Source organism: Phyllobacterium sp. CL33Tsu, assembly GCF_900113985.1.
GTDB classification, from domain to species: domain Bacteria; phylum Pseudomonadota; class Alphaproteobacteria; order Rhizobiales; family Rhizobiaceae; genus Phyllobacterium; species Phyllobacterium pellucidum.
The window spans coordinates 182,427-206,893 of sequence record NZ_FORJ01000006.1; the positions used below are offsets into that span (position 1 = coordinate 182,427).

The 24,467-nt window shown below is 59.0% G+C and carries 22 protein-coding genes and 1 pseudogene; 10 read left to right on the forward strand and 13 right to left on the reverse strand.

The genetic code is table 11. From position 1 onward, the window contains the following. The first annotated feature begins 2 nt into the window (after positions 1-2). The 6 genes from BM074_RS19435 (at position 3) to BM074_RS19460 (ending at position 6,527) form a co-directional block, all read left to right on the forward strand. Positions 3-1,406 carry an NAD(P)/FAD-dependent oxidoreductase gene (locus BM074_RS19435; RefSeq protein ID WP_091924314.1) on the forward strand — a complete coding sequence of 468 codons (1,404 nt, stop codon included), beginning with the start codon at positions 3-5 and terminating at the stop codon, positions 1,404-1,406. A gap of 31 nt (positions 1,407-1,437) precedes the next feature. Continuing rightward, a complete protein-coding gene (gene ugpC, locus BM074_RS19440; protein ID WP_091924317.1) occupies positions 1,438-2,580 on the forward strand; it encodes an ABC transporter ATP-binding protein in 1,143 nt (380 codons plus the stop codon). Positions 2,581-2,698: 118 nt separating this feature from the next. Continuing rightward, positions 2,699-3,667, forward strand: coding sequence for an ABC transporter substrate-binding protein (locus tag BM074_RS19445; RefSeq protein WP_244532978.1), 969 nt, complete (start codon positions 2,699-2,701; stop codon positions 3,665-3,667). 15 nt (positions 3,668-3,682) lie between these two features. Continuing rightward, on the forward strand, positions 3,683-4,687 hold the full coding sequence (locus BM074_RS19450) for a FecCD family ABC transporter permease (RefSeq protein WP_091924323.1): 1,005 nt from the start codon (positions 3,683-3,685) through the stop codon (positions 4,685-4,687). After that, a complete protein-coding gene (locus tag BM074_RS19455) occupies positions 4,684-5,721 on the forward strand; it encodes a FecCD family ABC transporter permease (protein ID WP_091924325.1) in 1,038 nt (345 codons plus the stop codon). The genes BM074_RS19450 and BM074_RS19455 overlap by 4 nt, the downstream gene beginning before the upstream one ends. A gap of 8 nt (positions 5,722-5,729) precedes the next feature. Next, the gene (locus BM074_RS19460) at positions 5,730-6,527 is read left to right on the forward strand and encodes an ABC transporter ATP-binding protein (RefSeq protein ID WP_091924327.1); all 798 of its coding nucleotides are present in this window, start codon (positions 5,730-5,732) and stop codon (positions 6,525-6,527) included. Here BM074_RS19460 and BM074_RS19465 read toward each other — a convergent pair. Continuing rightward, a pseudogene (locus BM074_RS19465) lies at positions 6,517-7,199 on the reverse strand (class I SAM-dependent methyltransferase). The gene BM074_RS19460 and the pseudogene BM074_RS19465 sit on opposite strands and share 11 nt — an antisense overlap. 155 nt (positions 7,200-7,354) lie before the next feature. Between BM074_RS19465 and BM074_RS19470 the strand changes: the two are divergent. From BM074_RS19470 to BM074_RS19480, 3 genes are all read left to right on the forward strand, one after another. Then, the gene (locus tag BM074_RS19470) at positions 7,355-8,146 is read left to right on the forward strand and encodes a pyrroline-5-carboxylate reductase family protein (protein WP_027232664.1); all 792 of its coding nucleotides are present in this window, start codon (positions 7,355-7,357) and stop codon (positions 8,144-8,146) included. Positions 8,147-8,158: 12 nt separating this feature from the next. Further along, positions 8,159-9,148 carry a GlxA family transcriptional regulator gene (locus BM074_RS19475; protein ID WP_027232663.1) on the forward strand — a complete coding sequence of 330 codons (990 nt, stop codon included), beginning with the start codon at positions 8,159-8,161 and terminating at the stop codon, positions 9,146-9,148. 362 nt (positions 9,149-9,510) lie between these two features. Beyond that, on the forward strand, positions 9,511-10,335 hold the full coding sequence (locus BM074_RS19480) for an alpha/beta fold hydrolase (protein ID WP_027232662.1): 825 nt from the start codon (positions 9,511-9,513) through the stop codon (positions 10,333-10,335). A gap of 56 nt (positions 10,336-10,391) precedes the next feature. Here the strand turns inward: BM074_RS19480 and BM074_RS19485 are convergent, their stop codons facing one another. The 8 genes from BM074_RS19485 to BM074_RS19520 all read right to left on the reverse strand — a co-directional run bounded on the left by BM074_RS19485 (position 10,392) and on the right by BM074_RS19520 (position 19,769). Further along, entirely contained in the window at positions 10,392-11,819 is a 1,428-nt protein-coding gene (locus tag BM074_RS19485) for a gamma-aminobutyraldehyde dehydrogenase (protein WP_091924329.1), read from the reverse strand. A 22-nt stretch (positions 11,820-11,841) separates the two neighbouring features. Continuing rightward, on the reverse strand, positions 11,842-12,651 hold the full coding sequence (locus BM074_RS19490) for an ABC transporter permease (RefSeq protein WP_091924331.1): 810 nt from the start codon (positions 12,649-12,651) through the stop codon (positions 11,842-11,844). Next, a complete protein-coding gene (locus BM074_RS19495) occupies positions 12,641-13,594 on the reverse strand; it encodes an ABC transporter permease (protein ID WP_091924334.1) in 954 nt (317 codons plus the stop codon). The genes BM074_RS19490 and BM074_RS19495 overlap by 11 nt, the downstream gene beginning before the upstream one ends. Continuing rightward, positions 13,591-14,592 (reverse strand): ABC transporter ATP-binding protein, encoded by a 1,002-nt coding sequence (locus BM074_RS19500; protein ID WP_091924337.1) that lies wholly within the window; start codon positions 14,590-14,592, stop codon positions 13,591-13,593. Before BM074_RS19500 ends, BM074_RS19495 begins: the two co-directional genes overlap by 4 nt. A gap of 126 nt (positions 14,593-14,718) precedes the next feature. Beyond that, positions 14,719-15,879: an ABC transporter substrate-binding protein gene (locus BM074_RS19505; protein ID WP_027232657.1), complete on the reverse strand. Its 1,161-nt coding sequence runs from the start codon at positions 15,877-15,879 to the stop codon at positions 14,719-14,721. Positions 15,880-16,008: 129 nt separating this feature from the next. Then, positions 16,009-16,917, reverse strand: a complete 909-nt coding sequence (locus BM074_RS19510; RefSeq protein ID WP_027232656.1) for a LysR family transcriptional regulator — start codon at positions 16,915-16,917, stop codon at positions 16,009-16,011. A 55-nt stretch (positions 16,918-16,972) separates the two neighbouring features. Continuing rightward, positions 16,973-18,556 (reverse strand): DHA2 family efflux MFS transporter permease subunit, encoded by a 1,584-nt coding sequence (locus BM074_RS19515; protein ID WP_091924340.1) that lies wholly within the window; start codon positions 18,554-18,556, stop codon positions 16,973-16,975. A 22-nt stretch (positions 18,557-18,578) separates the two neighbouring features. Continuing rightward, positions 18,579-19,769, reverse strand: coding sequence for an HlyD family secretion protein (locus BM074_RS19520; RefSeq protein ID WP_175499076.1), 1,191 nt, complete (start codon positions 19,767-19,769; stop codon positions 18,579-18,581). 126 nt (positions 19,770-19,895) lie between these two features. Between BM074_RS19520 and BM074_RS19525 the strand changes: the two genes are divergently transcribed. Beyond that, a complete protein-coding gene (locus tag BM074_RS19525) occupies positions 19,896-20,543 on the forward strand; it encodes a TetR/AcrR family transcriptional regulator (protein ID WP_091924346.1) in 648 nt (215 codons plus the stop codon). 63 nt (positions 20,544-20,606) lie between these two features. Here BM074_RS19525 and BM074_RS19530 read toward each other — a convergent pair whose 3' ends face one another. From BM074_RS19530 to BM074_RS19545, 4 genes are all read right to left on the reverse strand, one after another. Then, a complete protein-coding gene (locus BM074_RS19530) occupies positions 20,607-21,545 on the reverse strand; it encodes a GlxA family transcriptional regulator (RefSeq protein WP_091924468.1) in 939 nt (312 codons plus the stop codon). Between the two features lie 163 nt (positions 21,546-21,708). Further along, a complete protein-coding gene (locus BM074_RS19535; RefSeq protein ID WP_027232651.1) occupies positions 21,709-22,824 on the reverse strand; it encodes a porin in 1,116 nt (371 codons plus the stop codon). Positions 22,825-22,982: 158 nt separating this feature from the next. Then, entirely contained in the window at positions 22,983-23,231 is a 249-nt protein-coding gene (locus BM074_RS19540; RefSeq protein ID WP_091924349.1) for a hypothetical protein, read from the reverse strand. Beyond that, a complete protein-coding gene (locus tag BM074_RS19545) occupies positions 23,231-24,466 on the reverse strand; it encodes an aminomethyl transferase family protein (RefSeq protein ID WP_091924352.1) in 1,236 nt (411 codons plus the stop codon). Before BM074_RS19545 ends, BM074_RS19540 begins: the two co-directional genes overlap by 1 nt. Between the last annotated feature and the right edge of the window lies 1 nt (position 24,467).

Genomic DNA, 24,467 nt, shown 5'->3' on the forward strand with positions numbered 1-24,467 from the left:
GCATGAGCAGCATCAAAATGAGACCGCCGGTTGCGGCCTCAAGAGAAGACCGGTCCTTTTGGTTGCAGAGCATTGCCGCCGATGCCGCAACGACACCGCTCAAGGGCAGCGAGACGTGCGATATTGCAATCGTCGGCGGTGGTTACGCCGGCCTGTGGACCGCGCTGCGGATAAAGGAGCATGCGCCCGAGACGCGCGTTACGATCCTCGAAGCTGATTTTTGCGGGTCGGGCGCTTCGGGCAGGAATGGGGGACAGGTCCACACCTGGTTCGCCGAGATCGACATGCTACGGGAACTCGTGGGTACTGAAGACGCGCTCATGTTGTGCCGCGCTACTGCCGACGCCATCGATGAACTCAAGACCCTGCAGGATTCCGGCACGATCGACATGGATTTGCGACTGGACGGCTGGTTGTGGACGGCAAGTTCCGCCGCCCAGGAAGGGGCGTGGTCGAAGGCCTATGATCTCACCCGGACGTTGGGCGAGAAGCGATTTCGGACCCTTGACCGGGCCGATATGCTGAAGCGGACCGGTTCTTCTGCGTCCTACCTTGGCATCGTGGAAGACCGGGCTGGGACAGTCCAGCCGGCAAAGCTGGCGCTGGGTTTGCGCCAGCTTGCAATCTCGAAAGGCGTCATTATTCACGAACAGAGTCCGGTTCTGGAGATCGTACCCGGGGCACAACCGCAATTGCGCACGGCTCAGGGTACGTTGTCTGCCAAGAAGATCGTCCTAGCTGCCAACGCATGGCTTTCGGCGATTCCGGAACTTCACCCCTATCTTTATGTAGTCAGCAGTCAGCTCATCGCAACCGCGCCTGCTGCCGACATTCTGGATGAGATCGGTTGGGTCGACGGTGCATCGATCTGCGATGCCCAACACCACGTGCTCTACTACCAGCGCACCCCTTCAGGCCGGGTGATCTTCGGCCGGGGAACCGGCGGCATTGCGTATCAGGACCGCATCGGCTCCAGCTTCAACCGGAGCGGAGACAAGGGTTTGGACAATATCCGCGAGCTGCACCGCGTCTATCCGCAACTTAAAGAAGTTGAGGTGCAATATGATTGGAGCGGACCAATCGACTGCACTGCCCAGCATCTGCCGGTTTTCGATCATCTGAAAGAGCATCGGAACATCTTTTACGCTGTCGGTTTCAACGGCACCGGAATTGCCCAGACGCCCGTTGCCGGCCGCATCATGGCAAGCCTCGTTTTGGGACGCGACGACAAGTGGAGCAGATGCGGGTTGGTCGGTATCGGTCGCCGGACGAAGCTCCCGCCCGAACCGTTGCGATATGTCGGTGCAAAAATCGTCAGGGGCGCCATTCGCCGCAAGAATGACGTGGAAATTCTCAATCAGAAGCCGGATCGGATCACGCGATTTCTGGCCAATCTTGCTCCCTGAGTGATGGGAAGCAAATATAAGGAACGGAACGATGGCTGACTTGTCGCTGAGAAACATACGTAAGTCATACTCCAATCTGGAGGTCCTTCACGGCATCGATCTCGACATTAAATCCGGTGAGTTCATCGTTTTTGTGGGCCCCTCGGGCTGTGGAAAATCGACACTGCTTCGCTCGATTGCCGGGTTGGAAACGATTACCTCCGGCGACCTCATCATTGACGGCGAGCGGATCAACAATGTGGCGCCGTCCAAGCGCGGCATTTCGATGGTGTTCCAGTCCTACGCCCTGTACCCGCACATGACTGTCTTCGAAAATATGGCCTTCGGTCTGCGCATTGCCGGCCTGCCCAAAGCCGAAATAGATAAACGTGTGCGCAATGCAGCAAACATCCTCCAGCTCGACAGCTATCTGCTGAGGCTGCCGAAGGCTCTTTCCGGCGGGCAGAGGCAACGTGTTGCCATCGGCCGCGCCATCGTGCGTGATCCGCGCGTGTTTCTCTTCGATGAACCATTGTCCAATCTCGATGCGGCGCTGCGCGTAGCGACCCGGATCGAGATTGCGAAGCTGAAGCAGAGCATGCCGGACGTCACCATGATCTACGTGACACATGACCAGGTCGAGGCCATGACTTTGGCCGACCGCATCGTCGTCTTCAAGGACGGAAACATCGAGCAGGTTGGAACACCGATCGAGCTTTACAAAAATCCTGCCAATCTTTTCGTTGCGCAGTTCATCGGGTCGCCTTCGATGAACATATTGGAGGGGAAACTCGAAAAAGACTTGTCGGGCTCCGCGAAATGCAAGCTGGATTGCGGGGTCGCTCTCGATCTTGGTGTGCTGCCCGCTGGCGTTTCTGCTGAGGATCGGCTCAGCATCGGTATTCGTCCTGAAAATACACAGATCGCGGATGCAAAAACGAATGGGCCGGTGTTTACTGGTACCATCGATTTTGTCGAACACCTCGGCGAAGTACAAATTCTCTATGTCGATATGCCGGGCTCTGATCGAAAATATCTCATCAAGGTAGACGGTGCAGGCACTTACGCCAGGACGGACAAGATTCGCTTTACCGCGCGACCGCAAGACGTCCACATTTTCGATGCCAATGGCGCTGCTATCGCGCGCTTGTCACAAGCCGGCGTCCAAAAGCAAAGTGAATACGGGATGCAATGAAACCTGCTTTTGAGGCGAGCGGGCGGGAAAGGGTGTTCCGCCGCTATTAGACTTAAATATGAATGTGAGACTCCTCTTTGCAGTTTATGAAAAAATTCAAACCAGCAAGGAGGCTTTCGTGACAAGGATCTTATTCAAGCGTGCGCGCGCGCTCGGTATCGCGGCATTATTGGCTTCAGGCAGCGCCTTCGCTGCCGATCCGGGCAAGGTGTCGATTGTCGATGATCGCGGCGTCACGGTCGAAGTTCCTGCACAACCGAAGCGCATCGCCTCGATCTCCTACTTCGCCGATGACATCGCGCTGGCCCTCGGCGTCAAGCCGGTCGCAAGCACATATATGACAGCGGGCCGCGAACCGGATTTCTTGCTTGGCCTGACCTCGCGGATGAAGCGGATAGGACAGCGCGCCAAACCGAACCTTGAACTGCTTTCCGAAGCAAAGCCCGATCTGATCATCGCAATCCGCCGCTATACCGTCGGCAACGCGGCGCAGTTGCAGGGCATCGCACCCTATGTGGCGTACAACATGGAGTTGCTCGACGAGAGCTATAAGGAAGTTGCCGAGATTTCGAAGCTGCTCGGCCAGCCCGAGCGGGGCGAGCAGTTGAATGCCGACTTCCGCAAGAACCTGGCCGACTTCGCAGCCAAGGCACCGAAGGATGTCCACCCGCGTTTCATGATCATGTGGGGTGGAGCAACGCCGTTTGCGTTCCATACCGAAAACACATCCGCCTCCATCGTGGCGGCTATAGGGGGCGACAATATCGCCGGCCCGAAGTCGCCGGGCGGCGAGTTCGGTATCGATCTCAGTCTCGAGACCATGCTGGAGAAAGATCCGGAGGTCATCTTCGTCTACGATTCCGGGCCGGACCGCCCCCACGAAAGCAATCCGATCTGGTCGCAGCTCTCAGCCGTCAAGAACAACCGGGTTTTCTATGTCGGTGACCAGTGGGTCGAAACAAATGGTCCGATCGCTCGCGAGATCGTTCTGAGGGAAGCGGCGCACTATCTCTATCCGGACACCTTCTCCGCCGTCGATGTCCGTGCGGAAGCGGCAAAGATCATTCCCGCGACCGTTCAGGACTGACGGCCAGTCCGACGAATGAGCCCAAGCCGATCATTGCTGCTCATTGGGCTTATCGTGCTGGCCTGCCTGGCGACGATCGCCGTCGGTTTGCTGGTTGGCGCAAAAACCCTATCGGTCGCGACGGTTTTCCATGTTCTTGTCGCGCCCGATGGCAAGGTCGATTCAATCCTCGTGTGGACGCTGCGGCTGCCGCGAAGCCTGACGGCCGCCGCCGGCGGTGCGGGGCTCGCCGTTTCAGGCTACCTGTTGCAGACGCTGACGCGCAATCCGCTGGCAGATCCCGGCATTACCGGCGCGACCGCCGGAGCCGTTGCGCCGATCGTTTGTTGCTTCGTGTTCGTGCCCTGGCTCTCCCCGGTTTATTACCCGGTCATCGGGCTCCTGGGCGGGCTCGCGGCTTCTTCCGTAACGTTCTGGGTTTCACGCGGCGGGCAGGGGCGTCCGCTGCAACTGGCACTTGGCGGTGTCAGCGTTTCGCTGTTTCTCGGCGCGATAACCACCTATGTCCTGTTGCTGACGGGGCCGCAGGCCGCGTCACTGCTGTTCTGGCTGTCGGGCGGGTTTCAGGGAAGGACTTGGACGCATCTCATCCATATGCTTCCTTGGACGGTAACAGGTGTCGTCGGGGCGCTCGTTTTTCGTCGTGTAATTGGAATGTTCATGCTGAGCGACCATGCCGCTGCCGGAATGGGCCTGCAGCTTGGTCTCTGGAAGCCGGTCATTCTCATTCTGGCGATTATCCCGGTCGCGGGTATCGCGCCGATCGCCGGTCCGGTTGCCTTTGTCGGCCTTGCGGCACCCCACATTGCGCGCCTTCTCAGACCAGGCGGGACTGGATGGGACATCGGGTTGAGCGCGGTCATCGGTGCGCTCATCGTCACCTTTGCCGATGTTGTTGGACGCAGCATCGCCGTCCCGCGGGAATTGCCGGTCGGGATAATCACGGCGCTGATCGGCGGCCCTATCTTCATCTACCTTGTCCAGCGCGGCCGGCTCAATCTTTCGGGCGCTGAGCGATGAGTGCAGTTGCCTCCACGCGAGCGGGCTCGAACGCCGGCTGGATCGTTTTCGCTCTGGTCGCCGTTACCACCGCTTCGATCGTCGCAGCGGCGTTGCTGGGCGTCGCCGATATTTCCCACAACGACATCATGGCTGTCCTGAAGGGCAACGGATCCGATGAGGCCCGGGCGATCATCCTCGATATCAGGCTTCCACGCATCGTAACCGGCGTATTGGCAGGAATTCATTTTGCATTGGCGGGGTTCCTTCTCCAGGCAATCACACGCAACCCGCTTGCGGACCCATCGCTGATGGGGATCTCGCAAGGGGCCACGCTTTCGGTAACGACCTTCCTGATGTTCACCGTCTATATCTTCCAACCGGGCTCGAACACGCTTGCAGAGTTGCCGGTGGCTTGGCTTCCGGCGGCGGGGCTTGCCGGGGGACTGCTAGCGGGTGGCATCATCTACCTGCTGGCATTTCGCCTCGGTCTCAGCGCCATGCGTATCACGCTCTGCGGCGTGGCGGTCGGCGCAGTGCTGCATGCGATAGCCATCGGCCTTATCGCAGGATGGGGCTCGGCACGCATCGAGATCATTCTGGAATGGTTGTCCGGAAGCCTTTATGCCCGGACCTGGGACCATGCGCTCTTCCTGCTGCCCTTTACGATTGCCGGCCTGTTAATGCTTCCAGTCATCTATCGGCCGCTGCGCCTCCTGCATTTCGATGCAACGGTGGCGCAATCGTTCGGGCTTGCTTATCGCCGCCAGTTTTCCATCGTTCTTGTCGTTGTCTGCATGCTCGCTTCAAGCGCCGTCGGAGCGGTCGGGCCGCTTGTCTTCGTTGGCCTGATCGTGCCTCATATGGCAAAATTCATTGCCGGCCGAAACTTTGTGCTGTCGCTGGCGCTAACGATAGGCCTCGGCGCCATTGTCGTCACGCTTGGCGATCTGATCGGGCGTTTGCTCGGACAGGCCGAGGAAATTCCCATCGGGGTTGTGACCGCCATTGTCGGCGTCCCCCTACTTCTAGCATTGTTGCGCAAAACCACGTGAGACCGCTCATGCCACTGTCCTGTTCCAACGTGTCGGTTGCCTATGGAGAGCGCAAGGCGCTCAACCAGTTCGGCCTTTCGCTGGAGCAGGGAGAAATCCGCGCGCTCATTGGCCCTAACGGTTCGGGCAAGAGCACTGCCCTTCATGCTTTGGCCGGATTGATCCGACCGGTCGAGGGCCGGGTGCTCCTTGGCGAAACGCCGGTCGCAACCTTGTCACGGCGAGCGCTTGCCAAGAAGCTCGCATTCCTGCCGCAACAGCCGGCAGCGCCGGACGAATTGACCGTGGCCCAACTCGTTCGGCAAGGGCGCTATCCGCATGTGGGATTATTCCGCTCCTACGACAGCACGGACGAAAAAGCCATCGACTGGGCGCTAGAAAGCACTGGATTGGGCGGTCTCGCCGACCGCAGCCTCAACGAGCTTTCGGGCGGCGAGCGCCAGCGGGCCTGGATATCGGCCGCTTTGGCGCAGGAAGCAGCCATTCTTCTCCTCGATGAACCGACATCCTTCCTCGATATCGGCTACCAGGTGGAAGTCCTTGACCTTATCCACCGCCTCAGCCGCGAAAAAGGCGTCACCATCGTCATGGCAATCCACGACATCAACCAGGCGATCGCCGTTAGCGACCGCATTTCATTGTTGGAGAAGGGCAGGCTTCGATTTGACGGCTTGCCGGAAGACCTGGCCGGCAGCGGGTTGATCCAGGATATTTTTCGCGTGAGAGGCCGTTTCGTTCAAGTCGCCGCCGACAGCCCGCCGCACTTTGACGTCGAGCTTGCCAGGTTGCAGCGGCCTATGGTTTGACCAATCGGAAGACGATCTTGGTCTGCGTATAATATTCGAGCGCGTCGGCGAAATTCGGGGTCCAACCATCGGCCACGAAGGGGATAAAACCATTGAATTCAAGCTTGCGCGCCGAAACTCCGAAACCCGCCTTCTCGAAGGCGCGCCCGTAATCCGTGATCGAGCGATCCTGTACGATCGTATTGGTCCGCTTGGCCACAAGCTCGCGCCATTTCGGCCACAGCGGATTGTCCATATGACAGCCGGTTACCGCATAATAGACGCCGCCGCGCTTCAGCGCCTGCCAGATGTCCGCGGCATGCGCATCGATATCGGGAACGAGGTAGATTACTTCGTGACTGATCGCGACATCGAATTGATCCGCCCAACCCGTAAGACTGCTTGTGGCCTGATGCTGATTGGCAGGTTGCCTTTCAGTGCCTCGGCCTTGGCGACGGACGTGTCGGCGATATCGACGCCAAGAGCTTTGTGAAAGGGCCGGATCGCATAGAGATGCCTCAGAAGGCCACCTTGATTGCAACCGAAATCAAGCACGCTCTTGGCGGTAAGATCCTTCTCGACGATAAGGTCGATAAGGTGCCGCCAGATCGGCGCATGACCGTCGGCCATCTTGTCTTCTGCATCGGGATCGATATACCACGTGCCGATGTTTGCTGATTGAGTTTGAGCCATACCTGTCTCGTTCACCGGGATCGGAGCGCGGTTTTACAATGGCTTGTCTCGCTTGGCCAGCGTCTCAGACGTGTAAAGCCGTAAGACGACAACCATATGTCGCGGTCATGGAACCGCAGATCGCGTATGATGCTTGAAAGCAAGGAGGTCCCCGCATGGTTGACATCGGTCGCGTAGGCATCATTGGAGGGTCGGGGTGGCTGGGAACAGCCATAGCGAAAGCTCTTGTCGGTTCGGGAACAGTCGGGTCTGAACGGCTCACTTGCTCGTTCCGCAGCGGACGACCAGAAAATTCGCTCGGCTGTCATTGGACGTCTGACAACACGCAACTCGTAAATAATTCTGATGTCATTGTGCTCTCGGTGCGGCCGAACGACTGGAATGCTGTCGATATCGACGCCGCGGGAAAATTAGTGGTGTCGGTAATGGCCGGTGTGACGATCAAGGACATCAAGCAACGAACCGGCAGCAACAGGGTAGCCCGCGCACTGCCCAATGCGGCAGCAGAACTCGGCTATTCCTATACCCCCTTCTTCATCGATTCGCCTGAACCCGGAGATAGCGATACGATAGCGAGGCTGTTCCGCAGTTGCGGCGTGGTCGACGCGGTCAGCCAGGAGGAGCACATTGATTACTTCACCGCCATGTCGGGTTCGGGCGCTGCATTCCCGGCCTTGCTCGCCGAAGCGATGATGAATCATGCGGTCGCCCGGGGTGTTTCCCCTGACGTCGCGCGACGCGCCGCACAGCAGGTGATCATTGGCGCTGGCCGGCTTCAGGAGTTCAACGGCGCATCGCCATCCGAGACGGTCAAATCGTTCGTGGACTATAAGGGGACGACGGCGGCAGGCATCATTGCCATGCGGCAAGGGGGCTTTGACGCCGCGGTGGACACCGGTCTTGATGCCGCTTACCGCAAGGCCAAGGCATTATCGACGACGCCATAGAAGGACTGACGGATGAATGCGAGACCCCTGACCTCCGAGACGGCGCGATTGAAAATCGGCTTCGTGCTCGCGCGTTCCTTCACTCTGTCGGCCTTTGCCATGTTCGTCGATACGTTGCGGCTGGCAAGCGATGAGCTCGACCGTTCTGGACGGGTGCATGCCGACTGGCAGGTGCTCGGCAGCACCCGGCATCTGATCACGTCAAGTTGCGGCGTCGAGGTGGCTCCGACGTCGGATTTCGTTGATCCCGGCCAGTTCAGCTACATCGTGGTGGTCGGGGGGCTGTTGACCGTAGAACGCCCCATCGACAACGACACGATCGCTTTCCTCAAGCGGGCAGATCTGCAAAAGGTGCCTCTGATCGGCGTGTGCACCGGATCGTTCATTCTAGCGGAAGCCGGATTGATGGATCATCATGAGACGTGCGTCAGCTGGCTACACTACCAGGCATTCAGGGAGCGCTTTCCTGATCTGGCGGTACGTTCGGATCGACTGTACAACCTCGACAAGGCGCGCGGATCATGTGCTGGCGGCACCAGTGCCGCCGATCTGGCGGCGTCGATCGTGCGCCAGTCGATCAGCAGGGACGCCGAACGCAACGCGCTCGAAGTGCTGCAGATAGAACGGGCACGAACTGCGCTGGATATTCAGCCGCGCAGGCCGCTGGATATCGACTGCAGCGACGATCGCCTGAAGTCGATCCTGATCACCATGGAACGGCATGTCGAGGACATTATCAGCATCCCCGACCTCGCAGCGTCTGTCGGCATCTCGCGTCGCCAATTGGAGCGTCTCTTCCATGAAAAGACAGGCCGCTCGCCCGCCCAGGCCTATATGGCGTTGAGACTGCATCGCGCACGGGCGCTGCTCCTGCAGACCAAGGCGCCGCTGATCGAGATCGCCATTGAGGTAGGCTTTGAGACCGCGGGGCACTTCATAAAGGCCTTCAAAAAGGCTTACGGGGAGACGCCGGGGCGGGTACGGGGCGCAACGACGCACTGATACGCAGAGTGCGCATGTCTGTACCAAACGATTGCGTGCGATCCATTCAGCAGGCCTCGTCCCTTGCTACAAGCCACCTCACGCTAGAAACAAATGCGCCCGCCGCTGCCAGGGGTTTGCAGCAGCGGCGGGCCAAGTTTCAAGTCTAGAGAGGGGAACTTGAGATATCGACAATATTGAGAGGATCAGCACGCCGCAATCAGCACTAACCCTAGGCTCTGCCGAGAAAACTACGTAGAGCAGCCAATGATTGACTTCGATCGGAATATTTCCCCGATAAGTTGTGTCTAGATGGCATTTGCTTTCGGGCGCGGCTGCAATACCCTCCGTCCGTCCAATTCAAACCGTCAGGAGAGAGCGATATGCCAACGATCAACACAAAGGATGGGGTCGAGATTTTCTACAAGGACTGGGGAGCAGGGCAGCCCATCGTCTTCAGCCACGGGTGGCCGCTATCGGCGGACGATTGGGATGCGCAGATGATGTTCTTCGCCAACAACGGTTTTCGCGTCATCGCCCATGATCGGCGCGGTCACGGGCGTTCAAGTCAGGTGAGCGACGGCCACGACATGGATCATTATGCCGATGATCTTGCTGCATTGACCGAAAAGCTCGACCTGAAGAACGCCATTCACGTCGGCCATTCCACCGGCGGCGGGGAAGTCGTGCACTATATTGCGCGTCATGGCGAAAGCCGGGTAGCCAAGGCGGCGATCCTGAGTGCCGTCCCGCCGCTCATGGTCAAGACCGACGCCAACCCCGGCGGACTGCCGAAGGATGTATTCGACGACTTCCAGAAGCAGCTCGCCGCAGGCCGCAGCGATTTCTATCGTGCGATAGCCGCCGGCCCGTTCTACGGCTACAACAGACCCGGCGCAAATGTGTCGGAGGCCGTGATTCAGAACTGGTGGCGTCAGGGCATGATGGGCGGCGCCAAGGCGCATTATGACGGCATCGTCGCCTTCTCGCAGACCGATTTCACCGAAGATCTGAAGAAGATCAAGGTCCCGGTACTCGTGATGCACGGCGACGACGACCAGATCGTTCCTTATGCCGATTCTGCTCCTTTGTCGGCAAAGCTTTTGCAGAATGGAACGCTCAAGACCTACAAGGGCTTCCCGCACGGCATGCCGACGACGCACGCGGAGACAATCAACGCGGACCTTCTCGCATTCATCCGCAGCTGATCGACGCGGCGGGGCCGACCCTTGGCCCCGCTTCTTTTTTTACAAGGCGCAAGGCCTTACCCATGATTGATCATGATGTGGCGCACGGCCGTATAGTCCTCCAGCGCATAGACGGACATGTCCTTGCCGTAGCCTGACTGCTTCACGCCGCCATGCGGCATCTCGTTGGTGAGCATGAAATGCGTGTTGATCCAGGTGCAGCCATACTGCAGGCGTGATGCTGCCTGCATCGCCTTGGTGATGTCGCGAGTCCAGACCGACGACGCCAGACCGTAATCGCTGTCATTGGCCCAGCTAACTGCCTGCTCGTCCTCTTTGAACCGTGTCACGGAAACGACCGGTCCGAACACTTCCCGGCGCACGATTTCGTCTTCCTGCGTGGCGCCGGCGACCACCGTCGGCTGAAAGAAAAATCCATTGGTGCTGCCGGGGCCGCCGCCCGTCGTGATCTCGATGTGCTTCTGTTCAGTTGCCCGTTCGACGAAGCTCGCAACCCGGTCGCGCTGGCGTCCCGAGATCAGCGGCCCGATCTCGTTGACCGTGTCATCAGGGTCGTTATAGCGGATTGTCGACACCGCCGAAGACAGGTCGGCTACAAGGCGCTCATAAATGCTGTCCTGCGCGTAGATGCGGCAGGCCGCAGTGCAGTCCTGGCCGGCATTGTAGTAGCCGAACGTGCGGATGCCATTGACGACGGCTTCAAGGTCGGCGTCTCCATATACGATCACCGGCGCTTTGCCGCCAAGCTCGAGATGGGTGCGCTTGACGGTCTTGGCCGCCGCCTGCAAGACTTTCTTGCCTGTCGCAATGTCACCGGTAATGGAAACCATGGCGATCTTCGGATGGTTGATAAGGGCGTTGCCGACGGTCTCGCCGCGGCCAAGGATGATGTTCACGACACCTTCAGGCAATATTCCGGCGAGCAGGCGCGCCATTTTCAAGGCTGTAAGCGGTGTCTGCTCCGATGGCTTGAACACGACTGTGTTGCCCCCCGCGATCGCTGGCGCGAGCTTCCAGGCCATCATCATCAATGGATAATTCCATGGGGCAATCGAGCCGACGATGCCGATCGCATCGCGGCGGATCATGGAGGTATGTCCGGGCAGATATTCTCCGGCAACAGGGGAGGTCAATGTTCGAACTGCTCCGGCAAAAAACCGCCAGCAGTCGATGATGGCCGGCAGTTCATCGTTGCGCACCGCATTGATCGGCTTGCCGCAATTCAGTGCTTCGAGCGCGGCAAAACCGTCCGCCTCCGCTTCGATCGCATCCGCAATCTTCAGAAGATACCCCGCGCGCTCGGCCGGCGTTGTGCGCGACCAGCCCAGGAAAGCTCGTTCGGCAGCATCGACCGCCGCGTCGATCTGGCTGTGGGAAGCCTCGGCGAGATCGATGATCCTGGCGCCGGTCTTGGGGTTGAGGATCTGTTCCTCCGTTTCCGTTCCGGCTTCGAACCTTGACCCGATGAGCAATTGCGTATCCATGACATGTTCTCCCATAGTCTTATTATTTGCCTGAACCGGCGATCTGGTCGCCGTCACGTGTGAGGTAATAGGCGGCAAGGATCGGCAGGAACGTCACGAGCACCACAACCATTGCCACGACGTTGGTGACGGGCCTCTGGCGCGGACGAATAAGCTCCTGCAGCATCCAGATCGGCAGTGTCGATTGTTGGCCACCGGTAAAGGTGGTGACGATCACCTCGTCGAACGACAGGGCGAAAGCGAGCATGCCCCCGGCCAACAGGGCGGTTCCGATGTTCGGCAGGATGATGTAGCGGAACGTCTGGAAGCCGTTGGCGCCGAGGTCCATCGATGCTTCCATCAGCGAGCCGGAAACGCGGCGGAAGCGGGCCACTGCATTGTTGTAGACGACGACGATGCAGAAGGTCGCGTGACCAAGGACGATGGTCCAGAACGAGAAGGGTATATCGGCCAGGCTGAAGGCGGAACGCAGCGCAATGCCGGTGATGATGCCGGGCAGCGCGATCGGCAGGATGACGAGGAGCGAAATTGTCTCGCGGCCGAAGAAGCGCGTCTGGCTCACGGCGGCGGCGCAAAGCGTGCCGAGAATTAGCGCCAGTATAGTCGATACCGTCGCGACACGCACGGAGAGAAACAGCGCCTGCCAGACATCGGGCCGCTCCCAGGTGACAGCGAACCATTGGAGGGTCAGGCCGGGCGGCGGGAACTGGTAGCTCTTGTCTTCGGTCGTGAAGGCATAGAGAAAGATCAGAAGCAGCGGCACATGCAGGAAGAGGAGGCCGCAACCGGCAGCGATCTTCAGTCCGAGCGGAGCAGAGCGATCAGAGCGCATCGAATGCCCCCATGCGCCGCGCCATCCAGAGATAGAAGCCCATGATCACGATAGGAACAACGGTGAACGCCGCTGCCAGCGGTATGTTGCCCGCCGTGCCCTGCTGCGCATAGACCGCCTGTCCAATAAACAGGCGCGACGAACCAATGATCTGCGGAATGATGTAGTCGCCGAGCGTCAGCGAGAAGGTGAAGATCGAGCCAGCAACGATTCCGGGAAGGGCAAGCGGGAAAAGGACATGGCGGAAGGTTTGTTGCGGCGTGGCCCCAAGGTCGGAAGAAGCTTCGATTAGGTTGCCGGGCACGCGTTCGAGCGCTGCCTGGATCGGGAGGATCATGAACGGCATCCAGACATAGACGAAGACGATGAACGTCCCCGTATAGCTGACCGATAGGGAGTTGCCGCCGATGACCGGGAGGGAGAGCCAGGCGTCGAGCAGCCACATCAGATTGAGCTTGGTCAGAACCCAGGTGAGGATGCCTTCCTTGGCGAGGATCAGTTTCCAGGCATAGATCTTCACGAGGTAGCTCGACCAGAGCGGCAACATCACGCCGAGGTAGAAGAAGGCCTTCCATTTTCCTTGCGCATAGCGCGCAGCATAGTAGGCGATGGGAAAGGCAATGACCGCCGAAACCAGCGTCACGATCGAAGCCATGAGAACCGTCCGGAGGATGATGTCCAGGTTGGCTTCGTTGAGCAACTGGCCATATGTGGCGAGTGTAAACTGGTAGTTGATAAGCCCGGAGTAGTCGTCAATGGAAAAGAAGCTTTGCAGCAGGAGCGCAAAGAGGGAACCGAGATAGATTATGCCGAGCCACAGCAGCGGCGGGGCGAGCAGGAGCATGAGCAAAACATGCGGATGCTTCCACAGGAAGTCCGAGAGCCGCCCGCTCAGCCTGCCGCGATCGGTGAGGGTTGATCGTTGTTGCGCGATGGCGCTCATGACGCCTGGTCCATCAGGTGGAGATCGGCCCGGTCGAAACTCAATGTTACGCGCCCGCCTTCGGCGGGGACCGTCGCTGCGGCCGGGCTCATCACGTGGATGCGCGTGCCATTGACGCTGACGAGGATGCGGTTGGTCGCACCAAGGAAGCTGCGCGACACGACGGTGCCGTCAAGCACCAGCTTGCCGTCGCCAGCGCGGCCGAGCGTGATAGCTTCGGGGCGCAGGCTTGCATAGCGGTTGGCAGCGCCAAACTGGCTGACGAATTCCGGTGGCAGCACGTTCGACGAACCGACGAAGTCGGCGACGAAGCGCGTCTGCGGTCGCTTGTACACCTCCTCCGGTGTGCCAAGCTGTTGAATTTTCCCGTCATTGAACACAGCAATGCGGTCGGCCATCGACAAAGCCTCGCCTTGGTCGTGGGTAACGAAGACAAAGGTGATGCCAAGCGACTTCTGCAGGGACTTCAATTCCTCCTGCATCTGCTCGCGCAACTTCAGATCGAGCGCGCCGAGAGGCTCGTCAAGCAGAAGTACCTTCGGCTTGTTTACGAGCGCACGCGCCAGCGCCACGCGCTGGCGCTGACCGCCCGACAACTGACCCGGACGCCGCGAGCCATAGCCGGGAAGCTTCACCATGGCGAGGGCGTCCTCCGCGGCCTTGCGCCGCTCGTCCTTGCCTGCGCCCTTCACCATGAGCCCGTAGGCAACGTTGTCGAGAATATTGAGGTGCGGAAACAGTGCGTAGTCCTGAAACACCGTGTTGACGCTGCGCTTGTAAGGTGGAACGCCCTCGGCGGTTTCTCCGAAGATCTCGATGTGACCGCTCGTCGGTTGTTCGAACCCGGCCATCAGCCGCAGGCACGTCGTCTTGCCCGATCCCGATGGGCCAAGCATTGCGAAGAACTCGCCTTCAGCGACTGTCAGATCAACTGCATCTACCGCACGAACGGCACCGAAATGGCGGGATACGTTCTGGAATAGAACAGCAGGTGTCATGGCCTTGCTCCAGCAAGTTGGGGTATGATTGGCCCGGGCCTAGCCTATGCAGTTCGCGATCGACCGGCGTCCATGGCCGGTCGACAAATCTGCAAACATCAAGCGGCGTAGCGGCAGTGACCGGTATCAGCGTCCGCCAATGACGGCGATATAATCCGAGACCCAGCGGTTGTAGGGAATGCATTGGCCCTGTGATTCACACTTGGCAACCGGCGTCTTCCAGAACTTGATCTTGGCGAAGTCGTTATAGCCGTTGGCGGTGCAGCCCTCCTCCGTCAGCAGTTCATTGCCCTTGCAGGCAGCACCGACCGAAGGATTGGCGCCGAACCATGCCGAAACGTCACCCTGCACCTTGGGCGAAAGTGAATGTTCGATCCACATATAGGCGCAGTTGGGGTGCTTGCTGTCAGCGTGCAGCATGGTCGTATCGGCCCAGCCTGTCGTTCCCTCCTCAGGGAAAACCGATGCGACCGGCTGTTTCTCGCCTTTCAGAAGATTGACCTGGAACGGCCAGGATCCCGATGCGACAACACCCTCATTCTTGAAATCGTCAACCTGTACCATCGCATCGTGCCAGTAGCGGCCGGCGAGCGTGCGCTGGACGCGCAAGATGTCGAGCGCCGCCTTGTATTGATCCTCATTCAATTCATAGGGATCCTTGATGCCAAGCTCGGGCTTGTGGAACATCAGGTAGTTGGCAGCGTCGGCGATGTGGATTGGACCGTCGTAAGCCTGAATGCGGCCCTTGTTGGACTTCCCGTCCGGCAGATTCATTTCCTCGAACACCACGCTCCAGCTCGTCGGTGCCTTGTCCTTGAAAACATCCGTATTGTACATGAGGATATTCGGGCCCCAGACATAGGGGACGCCGTAATGGACGCCATCAATCGTATGCCATGGCGCATTTTGCATGCGCTCGTCGATGGTCTTCCAGCTCGGGATGAGGTCCGTGTTGATTGGTTGGACCCGCTTGCCTGCGATCAGGCGCCGTGTCGAATCTCCGGATGCGGTCACAAGATCGAAGCCGCCTTCGTTCATCAACGCTACCATCTCGTCGGATGTGGCCGCCGTCTTGACGGTGACCTTGCAGCCGGTTTCCTTCTCGAAGCCGGTCACCCAGTCGTAGTTCTTGTCTGTGTCGCCGCGTTCGATATAGCCCGGCCAGGCGACGATCGAAACTTCACCTTCACCTTTGCCGAGTTCCTTCAGCGCTTCCTGCGCCATGACCTGTGTCGCGAACACCAGCGAAAGCGTCAGCGCGGTGCAGGATTTGAGTAGCTGCTTCATGTTCGAATCTCCCCGATTCGGCTGCGATTTTGCGAGCCATGTTCCCTGAGAAGAGACTGCCTCTGTTTCGCTGCATTCGCAAATTCATTTACGAGAAGGTAGGTATCGGAAATTCCGATATCGCCAATGTTAACGGGTGCGCCCGCTACGAAGCGCTTCGGCTATGCCGACGAAATCCCGCGCCGCCTGCGGCAGGCTCGAGCCCTTGCGCCAGACCATGCCGACCTGCACGACGGGGAGGGCGCCCGAAACGTCGCGGCTTTCGATGCGGTCGCCTTCCAGTGACCACGGGCGGTACACGAGATCGGGAAGAAGGGCGATGCCAGCACCCGTCGCCACGAGACTGCGCACGGCTTCAACCGAGCGCGTGCGAAAGGCCACGTGCGGACGGGCACCAAGAGCGGTCAAAAGCTTGCCGGTATTCTCCTCGATTTCGTCGACGGTCAGCATGATCAACGGCTCCTTGGCGATATCGTTGATCGAAATGATGTCGGCGCTGACCAGCGGATGCCCGAGGGGCAGCCACAATCGATAAGGCGAGGTCTCGATAATTTCAGCCTGTAGCGCCATCCGATCGCGCAGGTTGGAGATCACCATCACGGCGACGTCCAACTCGCCTCCGATGAGCAGATGTTCGAGATAGGAACCATTGTCCTCGATGGCGCTCACTTCGACGCCGGGACTGGCACGGCGAAACCGGGCAAGCAGGTCGGACAGCACATACCCTGCCACCAGCGAGGTGACGCCAAGGTGCAGCTTTCCACCCATGGCTGGCGCATCGTTGGAAAAAGACCGGCGCGCATCGGAAACGTCGGCGAGGATCTTCGTCGCGTGCCGCAGGAACTGGTGCCCGTTATAGGTGATATCAAGCCCGCGCGGATGCCTCTCGAAAAGTTCGACGCCAAGGTCGTTTTCAAGTTCCTTCACTGCTTCGGTGATGGATGACTGCGATATGGAAAGATTCTGTGCTGCTCTGGTGACGGAGCCTTGCTCCGCCACCGCTACGAAATATTGCAGTTGCCGCAGTGTAAATGCCATGCCACGAGTTAATGGCCCTGCGCGCAATTGGCAAGGCGCGAGGCATTGGCAGCCTTCAGTGTGCGCCGGCCGCTGCAGGGCCTTTCGGCTTTTCGGCGAACAATAGGGCAATTGCCGCAATAGCAAGCAGGACGCCAATAACCGCAAAGGTGTCGCCGAAGCCGAGGATCAACGCCTGTCGCTTGACGAGCCGGCCAAGGACGACGACGGCCTGTTGGGCGGCCAGGGCGTGATCGGAAACGCCGTGGGCGATGAAATAACCCGTCAACTGGTCGAGGCGCTGATGAACCTCGTCGCGCGCCAGGGTCACAGACTGGCCGATGATGTTCGAGTGGAACTGTTCCCGCTTGGTCAGAACGGTTCCGAGCGTTGCCGTACCGACCGCGCCGCCGAGATTGCGCAGCATGTTCGTCAAACCCGATGCTGCAGCGGCGTCGGCAGCGGCGATCCCGGCCGTGGTGATGGCAGTGATCGGCGTTAGGACAAGCGCCTGCCCGATTGCACGAACAATGTTCGGGATCCAGAATTGGTCGCCGGCATTGTCGGGTGAAAGCATGACGTTCATGAAACAGCTGACAGCGAAGATGCTTATGCCGAGAAAGCCGATGTAACGGGCGTCGAAACGTTTCATCAGCATCGGTACCAGCGGGATCAGCAGCAATTGCGGCAGACCGGTCCAGGCAAGGACATTGCCGATCTGCTCGGCATTGTAACGCTGCACCTGCCCGAGGTATTGAGGCAGGATATAGACGGTGCCGAACAGGGCGACACCGACCAGAACGTTGACGACGACACCGATGGCGAAGTTGCGCTGCTTCAAGAGGCTGAGTTTCACCAGGGGTTTGTCGACCGTTAACTCAATCCAGATGAAAGTCACCAGAAAGACGACGGCGACAGCGCTGAGCTTCAGGATGAAGGGCGAAGAGAACCAGTCCTCCTTGTTGCCCTCTTCGAGCACGGTTTGCAGAGCCGATAGCCCGACAGCCATCGTGAAAATGCCGGCCCAGTCGCCTTCCTTCAGCAGATGAAGCTGCATCGGCGCCTTGTCCAACGTTGCCGCCAGGGCAACCGCCATGACGGCGCTCGGAACCGCGTTGATAAAGAAGATCGTTTGCCAGCCGTAATTCTCAGTAAGGTAGCCGCCGATCGTCGGCCCAATCGCCGGAGCAAAAGTGACGGACAGCGCGAACAGCGCAAGGCCAACCGGCTGTTGTGCCTTTGGCAGCTTCGTCAGCACCATGGTGAAGGCCATGGGGATAAGCACGCCGCCGGCAAAACCCTGCAGGCCGCGCATGACGATCATCGAGCCGAGATCATGCGTGAAGGCACAGGCGATTGAAAACAGCGGGAATAATATCGTGTTCACCAGCATGTAGCGGCGAAACGAAAAAACGCTGCTGAAGTAGGCCGTAAGCGGGATGACGACGATTTCGCCGATGAGGTAGGACGTCGAGATCCAGGCGCCGTTATCGACGCCGGTGCCAATGCCGCCTTCGATATCGAGCAGCGATGCATTGGTAATCTGGATGTTGAGGATTGCCATGAACGCGCCGATCATGCCGGCGAGTACGGCTATCCACTCCTTTGTGCTTGCGCGCGGCTGCGGCACGGCTGGGGCGTTGAATGTGACGGCAGACATGACACGATCCTCCTGCCGGCCATCAACGGCTCTGACGCTGGGCAGCGTCGGGCTTGGTGTCGATGCTTGGTTGAACGGACATGCCGGGCCGCAGGTCCCCGGCCGCGGCACTATCGGCGTCGAGGACGATCTTCACGGGAATGCGCTGCACGACCTTGGTGAAGTTGCCGGTCGCATTGTCCGGCGGCAGGAGCGCAAATTCCTGTCCACTCGCCGGAGCAAGGCTATCGACGTGACCGTGATAGACCCGGTCCGGAAACATATCGACGTCGATATCGACCGCCTGGCCCGCATGGACATCGGTAAGCTGCGTTTCCTTGTAATTGGCAATGACGTAGACCGAAGCTGTCGGCACCACCGTCATGAGCTGCGTTCCAGCCTGGACATATTGTCCGACCCGCAGCGTACGGTTGCCCACGACACCATCGACAGGCGCAATTATCGTGGCATAGGACAGGTTGAGTTCGGCCTGGTGTTGAACAGCAAGATCATGCTCCAGAGCCGCCTTTGCCTGCGCAAGTTCGGCCTTGAGCAGGTCAACCTGCTTGGTCGCAGCGTCCAGGGCAGCGCTATCGCGAACGACCGTGGCCTTTGCCGCCGCGATCTGCGAGGCAGCCTGCTGTGCATTCTGGATGTTGCCATAGCCGCTGGTTGCGAGCGTCGCATAACGCTTGTTGTTCTGTTCGGCAAAGATTGCATTGGCCTGATCGACATCGACCGTGGCTCGCGCGGCTGCGATGACCGACTCCTGAATCTCGAGCGAGGCTTGCTTTGCTTCGATCGTCGCCTCGGCGGCAGCGACATCGCCCTTCGCTTGTTCGAGCGCGGTCTTGAAATCGCGATCGTCAATGCGTGCGAGGGGCTGACCGGCCTTCACCGTTTCGTTGTCCTTGACCAGAACTTCGGCGATGTAGCCCGAGATTTTGGGAGCGACCGAACTATTGTCCGCCTTGACATAGGCGTCGTCAGTTTCGACGTTGAAACGGCCAACCGTCCAGTAATTGTGGCCGTAGTAGACGCCGCCGGCCAGCAGGACGATCGCGGCGGTCCCGAACAGCAGACGTCGGCCGCGTTTTCGCGCCGGCTTTGCGTTGGCCGCGGGTGCCGGCATCACGTCTGGCACGAGTACGGGCCTGCCGGCTTCCGCGGTTGGTGCAGTTTCGTCGGGCTTGGCGACATTATTGTTCAAGGCATGCAGCTTGCTCATTTTGATCTCCGAATTTACGGGTCGCCGTCACATCGGGCTGCGGCCTTTGTCGATAATTTCGATTTAGGAAACTTGATGTTTTCCAAAATACGCTCTATAAATCACTTGTCAATCATATTTTGGAAAATGATCATGGTCGTAATTCACAAGATCGAGAAGCGCCCCCGGGGCCGCCCGCAAATCCGTTGCGATGATGATACGAAGAGCCTCATCATCGAAGCTGCCAATGCGCAGTTTCATGAGAGCGGCTACGCCGCTGCGAGCATCAGCGTGATCGCGCAAAACGCAGGCGTTTCCACCAAGACCCTTTACCGGCTTTTTCCCACCAAGGCGGATCTGTTTGCCTGTATGATTTCCGATCGAATCGGTCGCTTTTTCCTTGCGGTCAATCCCGATGCGCACGCAAACGAGGATATGAGAGAAGGTCTCGAACGCATTCTGACGGCCTACGGCATGCTGACGCTCTCGCACGATACGATTGATATTATCCGGCTTGTCATTGGCGAATCCGACCGGTTTCCCGAGCTCGCGGCATCGTTCTATGAGCGGGCAATCGTCAAAACGAATACGGTGATGGAGGCCTGGCTCCGCGATCAGATCAAGCGGGGGCGAATAGCGCTCACCGATCCACATGCCGCGAGCGGTATGCTGCGCGGAATGATGGTGATGGAGCCGCAGCGGGCAGCGATGCTGCGCCAGGAACCCGCGCCGCAGAGCGAAGAAATTGTCGCCCGCGCAAAAATGTGCGCCGAAATCTTTCTCAAGGGTTGCGCAATCTAGCCCCTCCAAAGCACATTTGTTCGCTCGGAGATTGCTGAACCTGAAGCGGCTTTTTGGATCGGCTCAGGCGGAAAGTCTGGAGATCCGCCGCATGGCCTGCGGAGGCTGGCCGAAAGCGCGCAGAAACGCCCGGCGCATCCGCTCGCGATCGGCAAAGCCGGTCTCATTTGCGATCATATCCATGGAGAGACGGCCTTGCTCCATCAGCAGGCGCGCGGTTTCCACACGCAGATTTTCGACAGCCTTCGCAGGCGACTGACCGGTTTCCGCGCGAAATGCCCGGCTGAACTGGCGCGGACTCAAGTTCGCCGCATCCGCCAGATCTTCGACCGAAAGGTCTGTCTTGAGGTTCTGCTTGGCGAAATCGACAGCCTTCTGGATGCGATCAGATTTCGGATCAAGCTCGAGCAAAGCGGAAAACTGCGACTGGCCCCCGGCACGGCGATGATACACAACAAGTTTTCGGGCGACTGTGCGCGCTACTTCAGCACCGAGATCCTTCTCGACCATCGCTAATGCCAGATCGATGCCAGCGGTCATGCCGGCAGAGGTCCAGACAGGGCCATCGATTATGAAAATACGGTCCTCTTCCACCTTCACCCGGGGAAAGCGGTTATGAAGTTCGCGGGCGAAGGCCCAATGCGTCGTCGCCCGCCGATCATCGAGGATGCCTGCCTCGGCAAGCGTAAAGGCGCCGAGGCATGGCGCGGCAATCCGGCGCGATGTCTGCGTCGATTTCTGCACAAAGTCGAGGAGCCCTGGGGTTGCCGGTTGCAATGACGTCCCGGCACCGAAGATGACCGTGTCAAAGGTCGACTTGCCGAAGGGCTCCGTCTCCACATTGAAGCCGGCCGAGGCACGCACCATGCCGCCGGTCTCGGAGAGCAGGCTGATGGTGTACACCGGCTCGTTGACCGTGAGATTGGCGATCTCGAATGCAGTGAGCGCAGCAAATCCCATGACTTGAAAGTCAGGGAAGACGACGAAACCGATGGTGTGCATATCGATGTCCTGAAACTTGAATGTCTTGATATGCAGCATATTGCAGTTTTCGGACAAACAACAGGGTTTTCGCTGACGCTCGCGTTCAGGCCGGAGAACGCCGGGTTGGCCCCAAGAAAAACGGCCCCAACGGGGCCGTTTCCAATTCATCGACAATCGAGCGTTAGAAGTTGCGCTGGAAACGGATCGTTCCGCCGAGCGCGTCGTCGCCGCCGCCATTGGCCTCGGAAAATGCCCGGCGCGCGCCGTCAAACTTCGTGTAGTTGATTTCCGGCGTGATGACCAAGCCGGGGACCAGCGTGTATTCGACGTTGGCGGCCAGCGCCCAGGTCCCTTCCGATTCATAAGCAGCCTGGCCGTTGAGGTTTGCCTTGTCCGTGAGAGCTGCGGTAACGCCGGCCCAGGCAGCCCAATCGCCTTCCCAGGTGCCGAACCAGTTGCGATTGTTGGGATCGACGTCGCCCGTATCCGGATCAAAATTGTCATCATAGTCCGACTGGTAGCCGCCCATGACGAAAGCTGAGAACGTCTCACTGAACTTTACATCAAGGCGCAACTTACCCGCGAATTCCTCAACGTTTGAATCATAGCCGGCGACGCCGGAAATGCCGCCCCAGTTCTGTTCCCATTTCGCGCCCGCCAGGACATGCGGCATATAATCTTCAATGACGTAGTTGCCGCCGAGACCGGTGACGTCATCCTGGCCCTGTTCGGCGCCGATCATGGCGGAGAAGCCGTTGCCGCCCGTAAACGTGTAGCTGACCTGATTGCTCTCGCCGGACTGATAGTTGATCACATCGTCATTGATGATGTTGCCGGCATAATTGGTCCACGAACCGAAGAGTTCGTCGGCCGTGCCGATGCGAAAGCCACCGAGTTCGATGAAGGCCTGGGAAAGGGTCGCGCCGATATCCGATCCGTTTTCGAATTCTACACGGGTTTCGGCATAGGAACGCAAGGTGCCGAGTTCGGTTTCGGAACGGGCATCAAACCGAATTTCGGCACGTGTCTTCTTGTACCAGGTTTCGTTGTCGTCGGCGCCGACATTGGTGCCGTCATATGGATCATCGCCGCCGGCGGCATCGTAGCGGACATAGCCGTCGATCTTCAGGCAGGTCTCGGTTCCAGGTATGTAGAAAAACCCGGCGCCATAGGCGTCGCAAACGCGGACATATTCGACCGGTTCCGGTTCGGCGACCACGACAGCATCGGCGGCATAGGCGCCCGATGCACTTATGAGGGCGGCGGCTGAGCCGAGAAGCAAGCTCTTTATATTCATGCGAAAGTTCCCCTTTCCGTCAGTCCTGGTACCGGAGTGTCATTTCCCCGTGACGAACTCGCGTCACGGAAGTATTTCGATATGCTTGATGAATGCAATTGCCTCGTCTCGGTTTGAACGCCTCTTGCTTGATATTTTCTTGGTTAGTGACATTAATACTACTCGTATGCTTCATTGAGCCTGTTGAGCCAGGCGATGCCTACATGCTGGGATTTCAGAACGGCAATCGGGTCTTCACCATCCATCCGCGCGCAAATCCGGTATATCTCGAGGGCCTCATCGCTCAATTCGCCGCGTTTGTTGAAATACATGGCGGCAGCGTAGCGGGCGCGGCCTGACCATTTCTGTCCGAGCGGCGTATTGAGCAGGGCAAATTGCTCGCGCGCCTCCTCGCCAGACCCATGCATCAGAAATCCCCGGGCGGATTGGCCGTGCGCCGGTCGAGCTTGATGAACGGCCTCGCCACGACCTTGGCGCGCTTCATCATCTTTTCGTAGCGCAGTTCGCGCATCGCATAGATCTCGACCCAGAGATCATCGGTAACCGTATCGCCATAGGGCCGTTCGAGACTCGCGATCGCAATATTGCGCTTGGCAAGGGGTGACCAGATGGCGGCACTGACAAGACCGACTTCACGCTTGCCCTTGTGATAGACGATTGCATGTTCGGCCGGGATGTTGCCTTCGATTTCCAGCCCAACGAGGACATGGCGCAACTGCTTCTTGAACCGCGCTCGCTCGATTGCCTTGCGGCCGTTGAAATGGCCCTTCTTAAAGTCGATCATGAAGCCGAGGCCGATCTCGTCCGGCATGCGCGTGCGATCAGCGCGCAGCGCGTGGTCGGCGGTGATGAAGTCGGCATTGGCAACGATCAAGCCCGCTTCGATGCGCGCACGATTGAGCGCCGCATAGCCTATCGCTCGAAGGCCCCGTCGCTCGCCGGCACGGAACAGCCGGTCCCAAAGGCTGAGCGCCGCCTTTGCCTCGATGAAGAGTTCGTAGCCAAGATCGCCCGTGAATCCCGTGCGCGATATGGTGACAGTACCGGTCTCATGAGAGAATTCGGCAAGATCAAAAACCTTGAGCCCTTCGACCCCTTCGAAACCTGCGTCACGCAACACCGCGAACGAAGCAGGGCCCTGCAACGCCAGTGCCGCCACCGCTTCCGTCTCCTCGGCAACGGTGACGTCGAAGCCGATCGCGCTATCGAGGAGCCAGGGCAGATGTCGCTCCTGACAGCATAGGCGGAACCGGTTTTGCGCCAGCCGGAAAAGAGTGCCATCGTCCAACACATGCCCCTCGTCGTCGCACCAGGCGGTATAGTGGACGCGCCCCGGCTTGAGCCTGGTCACATGGCGCAACGTCAGGCGATCGAGATAGGCCTCCGCATCGGGGCCATCGATGCGATATTTCACCATGGGCGAAATATCGAACAATGCGGCCTGGCTGCGGATCGCGAAATATTCGAGTTCCTCGTCCCAAAGCGACATGGGCGCCTTGTAGCCGCCCCAGGCGTACCATTCCTCGCTCTGCATCAGGGCTTCGAGACGCGGCTGGAAAGGCGTTGTAATCAGCGGCTTGCGAAAATGGCCCTGTTTGCGCGTGCGGGCTGGCAAGAGCTTGCTCAAAGGTGCGTGTTCCATG

What these genes read in the sequence shown, in the direction of transcription:
- BM074_RS19500 (WP_091924337.1), bottom strand. Translation starts at nt 14,592, where the DNA reads ATGACACCTGCTGTTCTATTCCAGAACGTATCCCGCCATTTCGGTGCC.
- BM074_RS19480 (WP_027232662.1), top strand. Translation starts at nt 9,511, where the DNA reads ATGCCAACGATCAACACAAAGGATGGGGTCGAGATTTTCTACAAGGAC.
- BM074_RS19540 (WP_091924349.1), bottom strand. Translation starts at nt 23,231, where the DNA reads ATGCATGGGTCTGGCGAGGAGGCGCGCGAGCAATTTGCCCTGCTCAAT.
- BM074_RS19485 (WP_091924329.1), bottom strand. Translation starts at nt 11,819, where the DNA reads ATGGATACGCAATTGCTCATCGGGTCAAGGTTCGAAGCCGGAACGGAA.
- BM074_RS19455 (WP_091924325.1), top strand. Translation starts at nt 4,684, where the DNA reads ATGAGTGCAGTTGCCTCCACGCGAGCGGGCTCGAACGCCGGCTGGATC.
- BM074_RS19525 (WP_091924346.1), top strand. Translation starts at nt 19,896, where the DNA reads ATGGTCGTAATTCACAAGATCGAGAAGCGCCCCCGGGGCCGCCCGCAA.
- BM074_RS19470 (WP_027232664.1), top strand. Translation starts at nt 7,355, where the DNA reads ATGGTTGACATCGGTCGCGTAGGCATCATTGGAGGGTCGGGGTGGCTG.
- BM074_RS19450 (WP_091924323.1), top strand. Translation starts at nt 3,683, where the DNA reads ATGAGCCCAAGCCGATCATTGCTGCTCATTGGGCTTATCGTGCTGGCC.
- BM074_RS19495 (WP_091924334.1), bottom strand. Translation starts at nt 13,594, where the DNA reads ATGAGCGCCATCGCGCAACAACGATCAACCCTCACCGATCGCGGCAGG.
- BM074_RS19435 (WP_091924314.1), top strand. Translation starts at nt 3, where the DNA reads ATGAGCAGCATCAAAATGAGACCGCCGGTTGCGGCCTCAAGAGAAGAC.
- BM074_RS19515 (WP_091924340.1), bottom strand. Translation starts at nt 18,556, where the DNA reads ATGTCTGCCGTCACATTCAACGCCCCAGCCGTGCCGCAGCCGCGCGCA.
- BM074_RS19510 (WP_027232656.1), bottom strand. Translation starts at nt 16,917, where the DNA reads ATGGCATTTACACTGCGGCAACTGCAATATTTCGTAGCGGTGGCGGAG.
- BM074_RS19460 (WP_091924327.1), top strand. Translation starts at nt 5,730, where the DNA reads ATGCCACTGTCCTGTTCCAACGTGTCGGTTGCCTATGGAGAGCGCAAG.
- BM074_RS19490 (WP_091924331.1), bottom strand. Translation starts at nt 12,651, where the DNA reads ATGCGCTCTGATCGCTCTGCTCCGCTCGGACTGAAGATCGCTGCCGGT.
- BM074_RS19535 (WP_027232651.1), bottom strand. Translation starts at nt 22,824, where the DNA reads ATGAATATAAAGAGCTTGCTTCTCGGCTCAGCCGCCGCCCTCATAAGT.
- BM074_RS19505 (WP_027232657.1), bottom strand. Translation starts at nt 15,879, where the DNA reads ATGAAGCAGCTACTCAAATCCTGCACCGCGCTGACGCTTTCGCTGGTG.
- BM074_RS19530 (WP_091924468.1), bottom strand. Translation starts at nt 21,545, where the DNA reads ATGCACACCATCGGTTTCGTCGTCTTCCCTGACTTTCAAGTCATGGGA.
- ugpC (WP_091924317.1), top strand. Translation starts at nt 1,438, where the DNA reads ATGGCTGACTTGTCGCTGAGAAACATACGTAAGTCATACTCCAATCTG.
- BM074_RS19545 (WP_091924352.1), bottom strand. Translation starts at nt 24,466, where the DNA reads ATGGAACACGCACCTTTGAGCAAGCTCTTGCCAGCCCGCACGCGCAAA.
- BM074_RS19475 (WP_027232663.1), top strand. Translation starts at nt 8,159, where the DNA reads ATGAATGCGAGACCCCTGACCTCCGAGACGGCGCGATTGAAAATCGGC.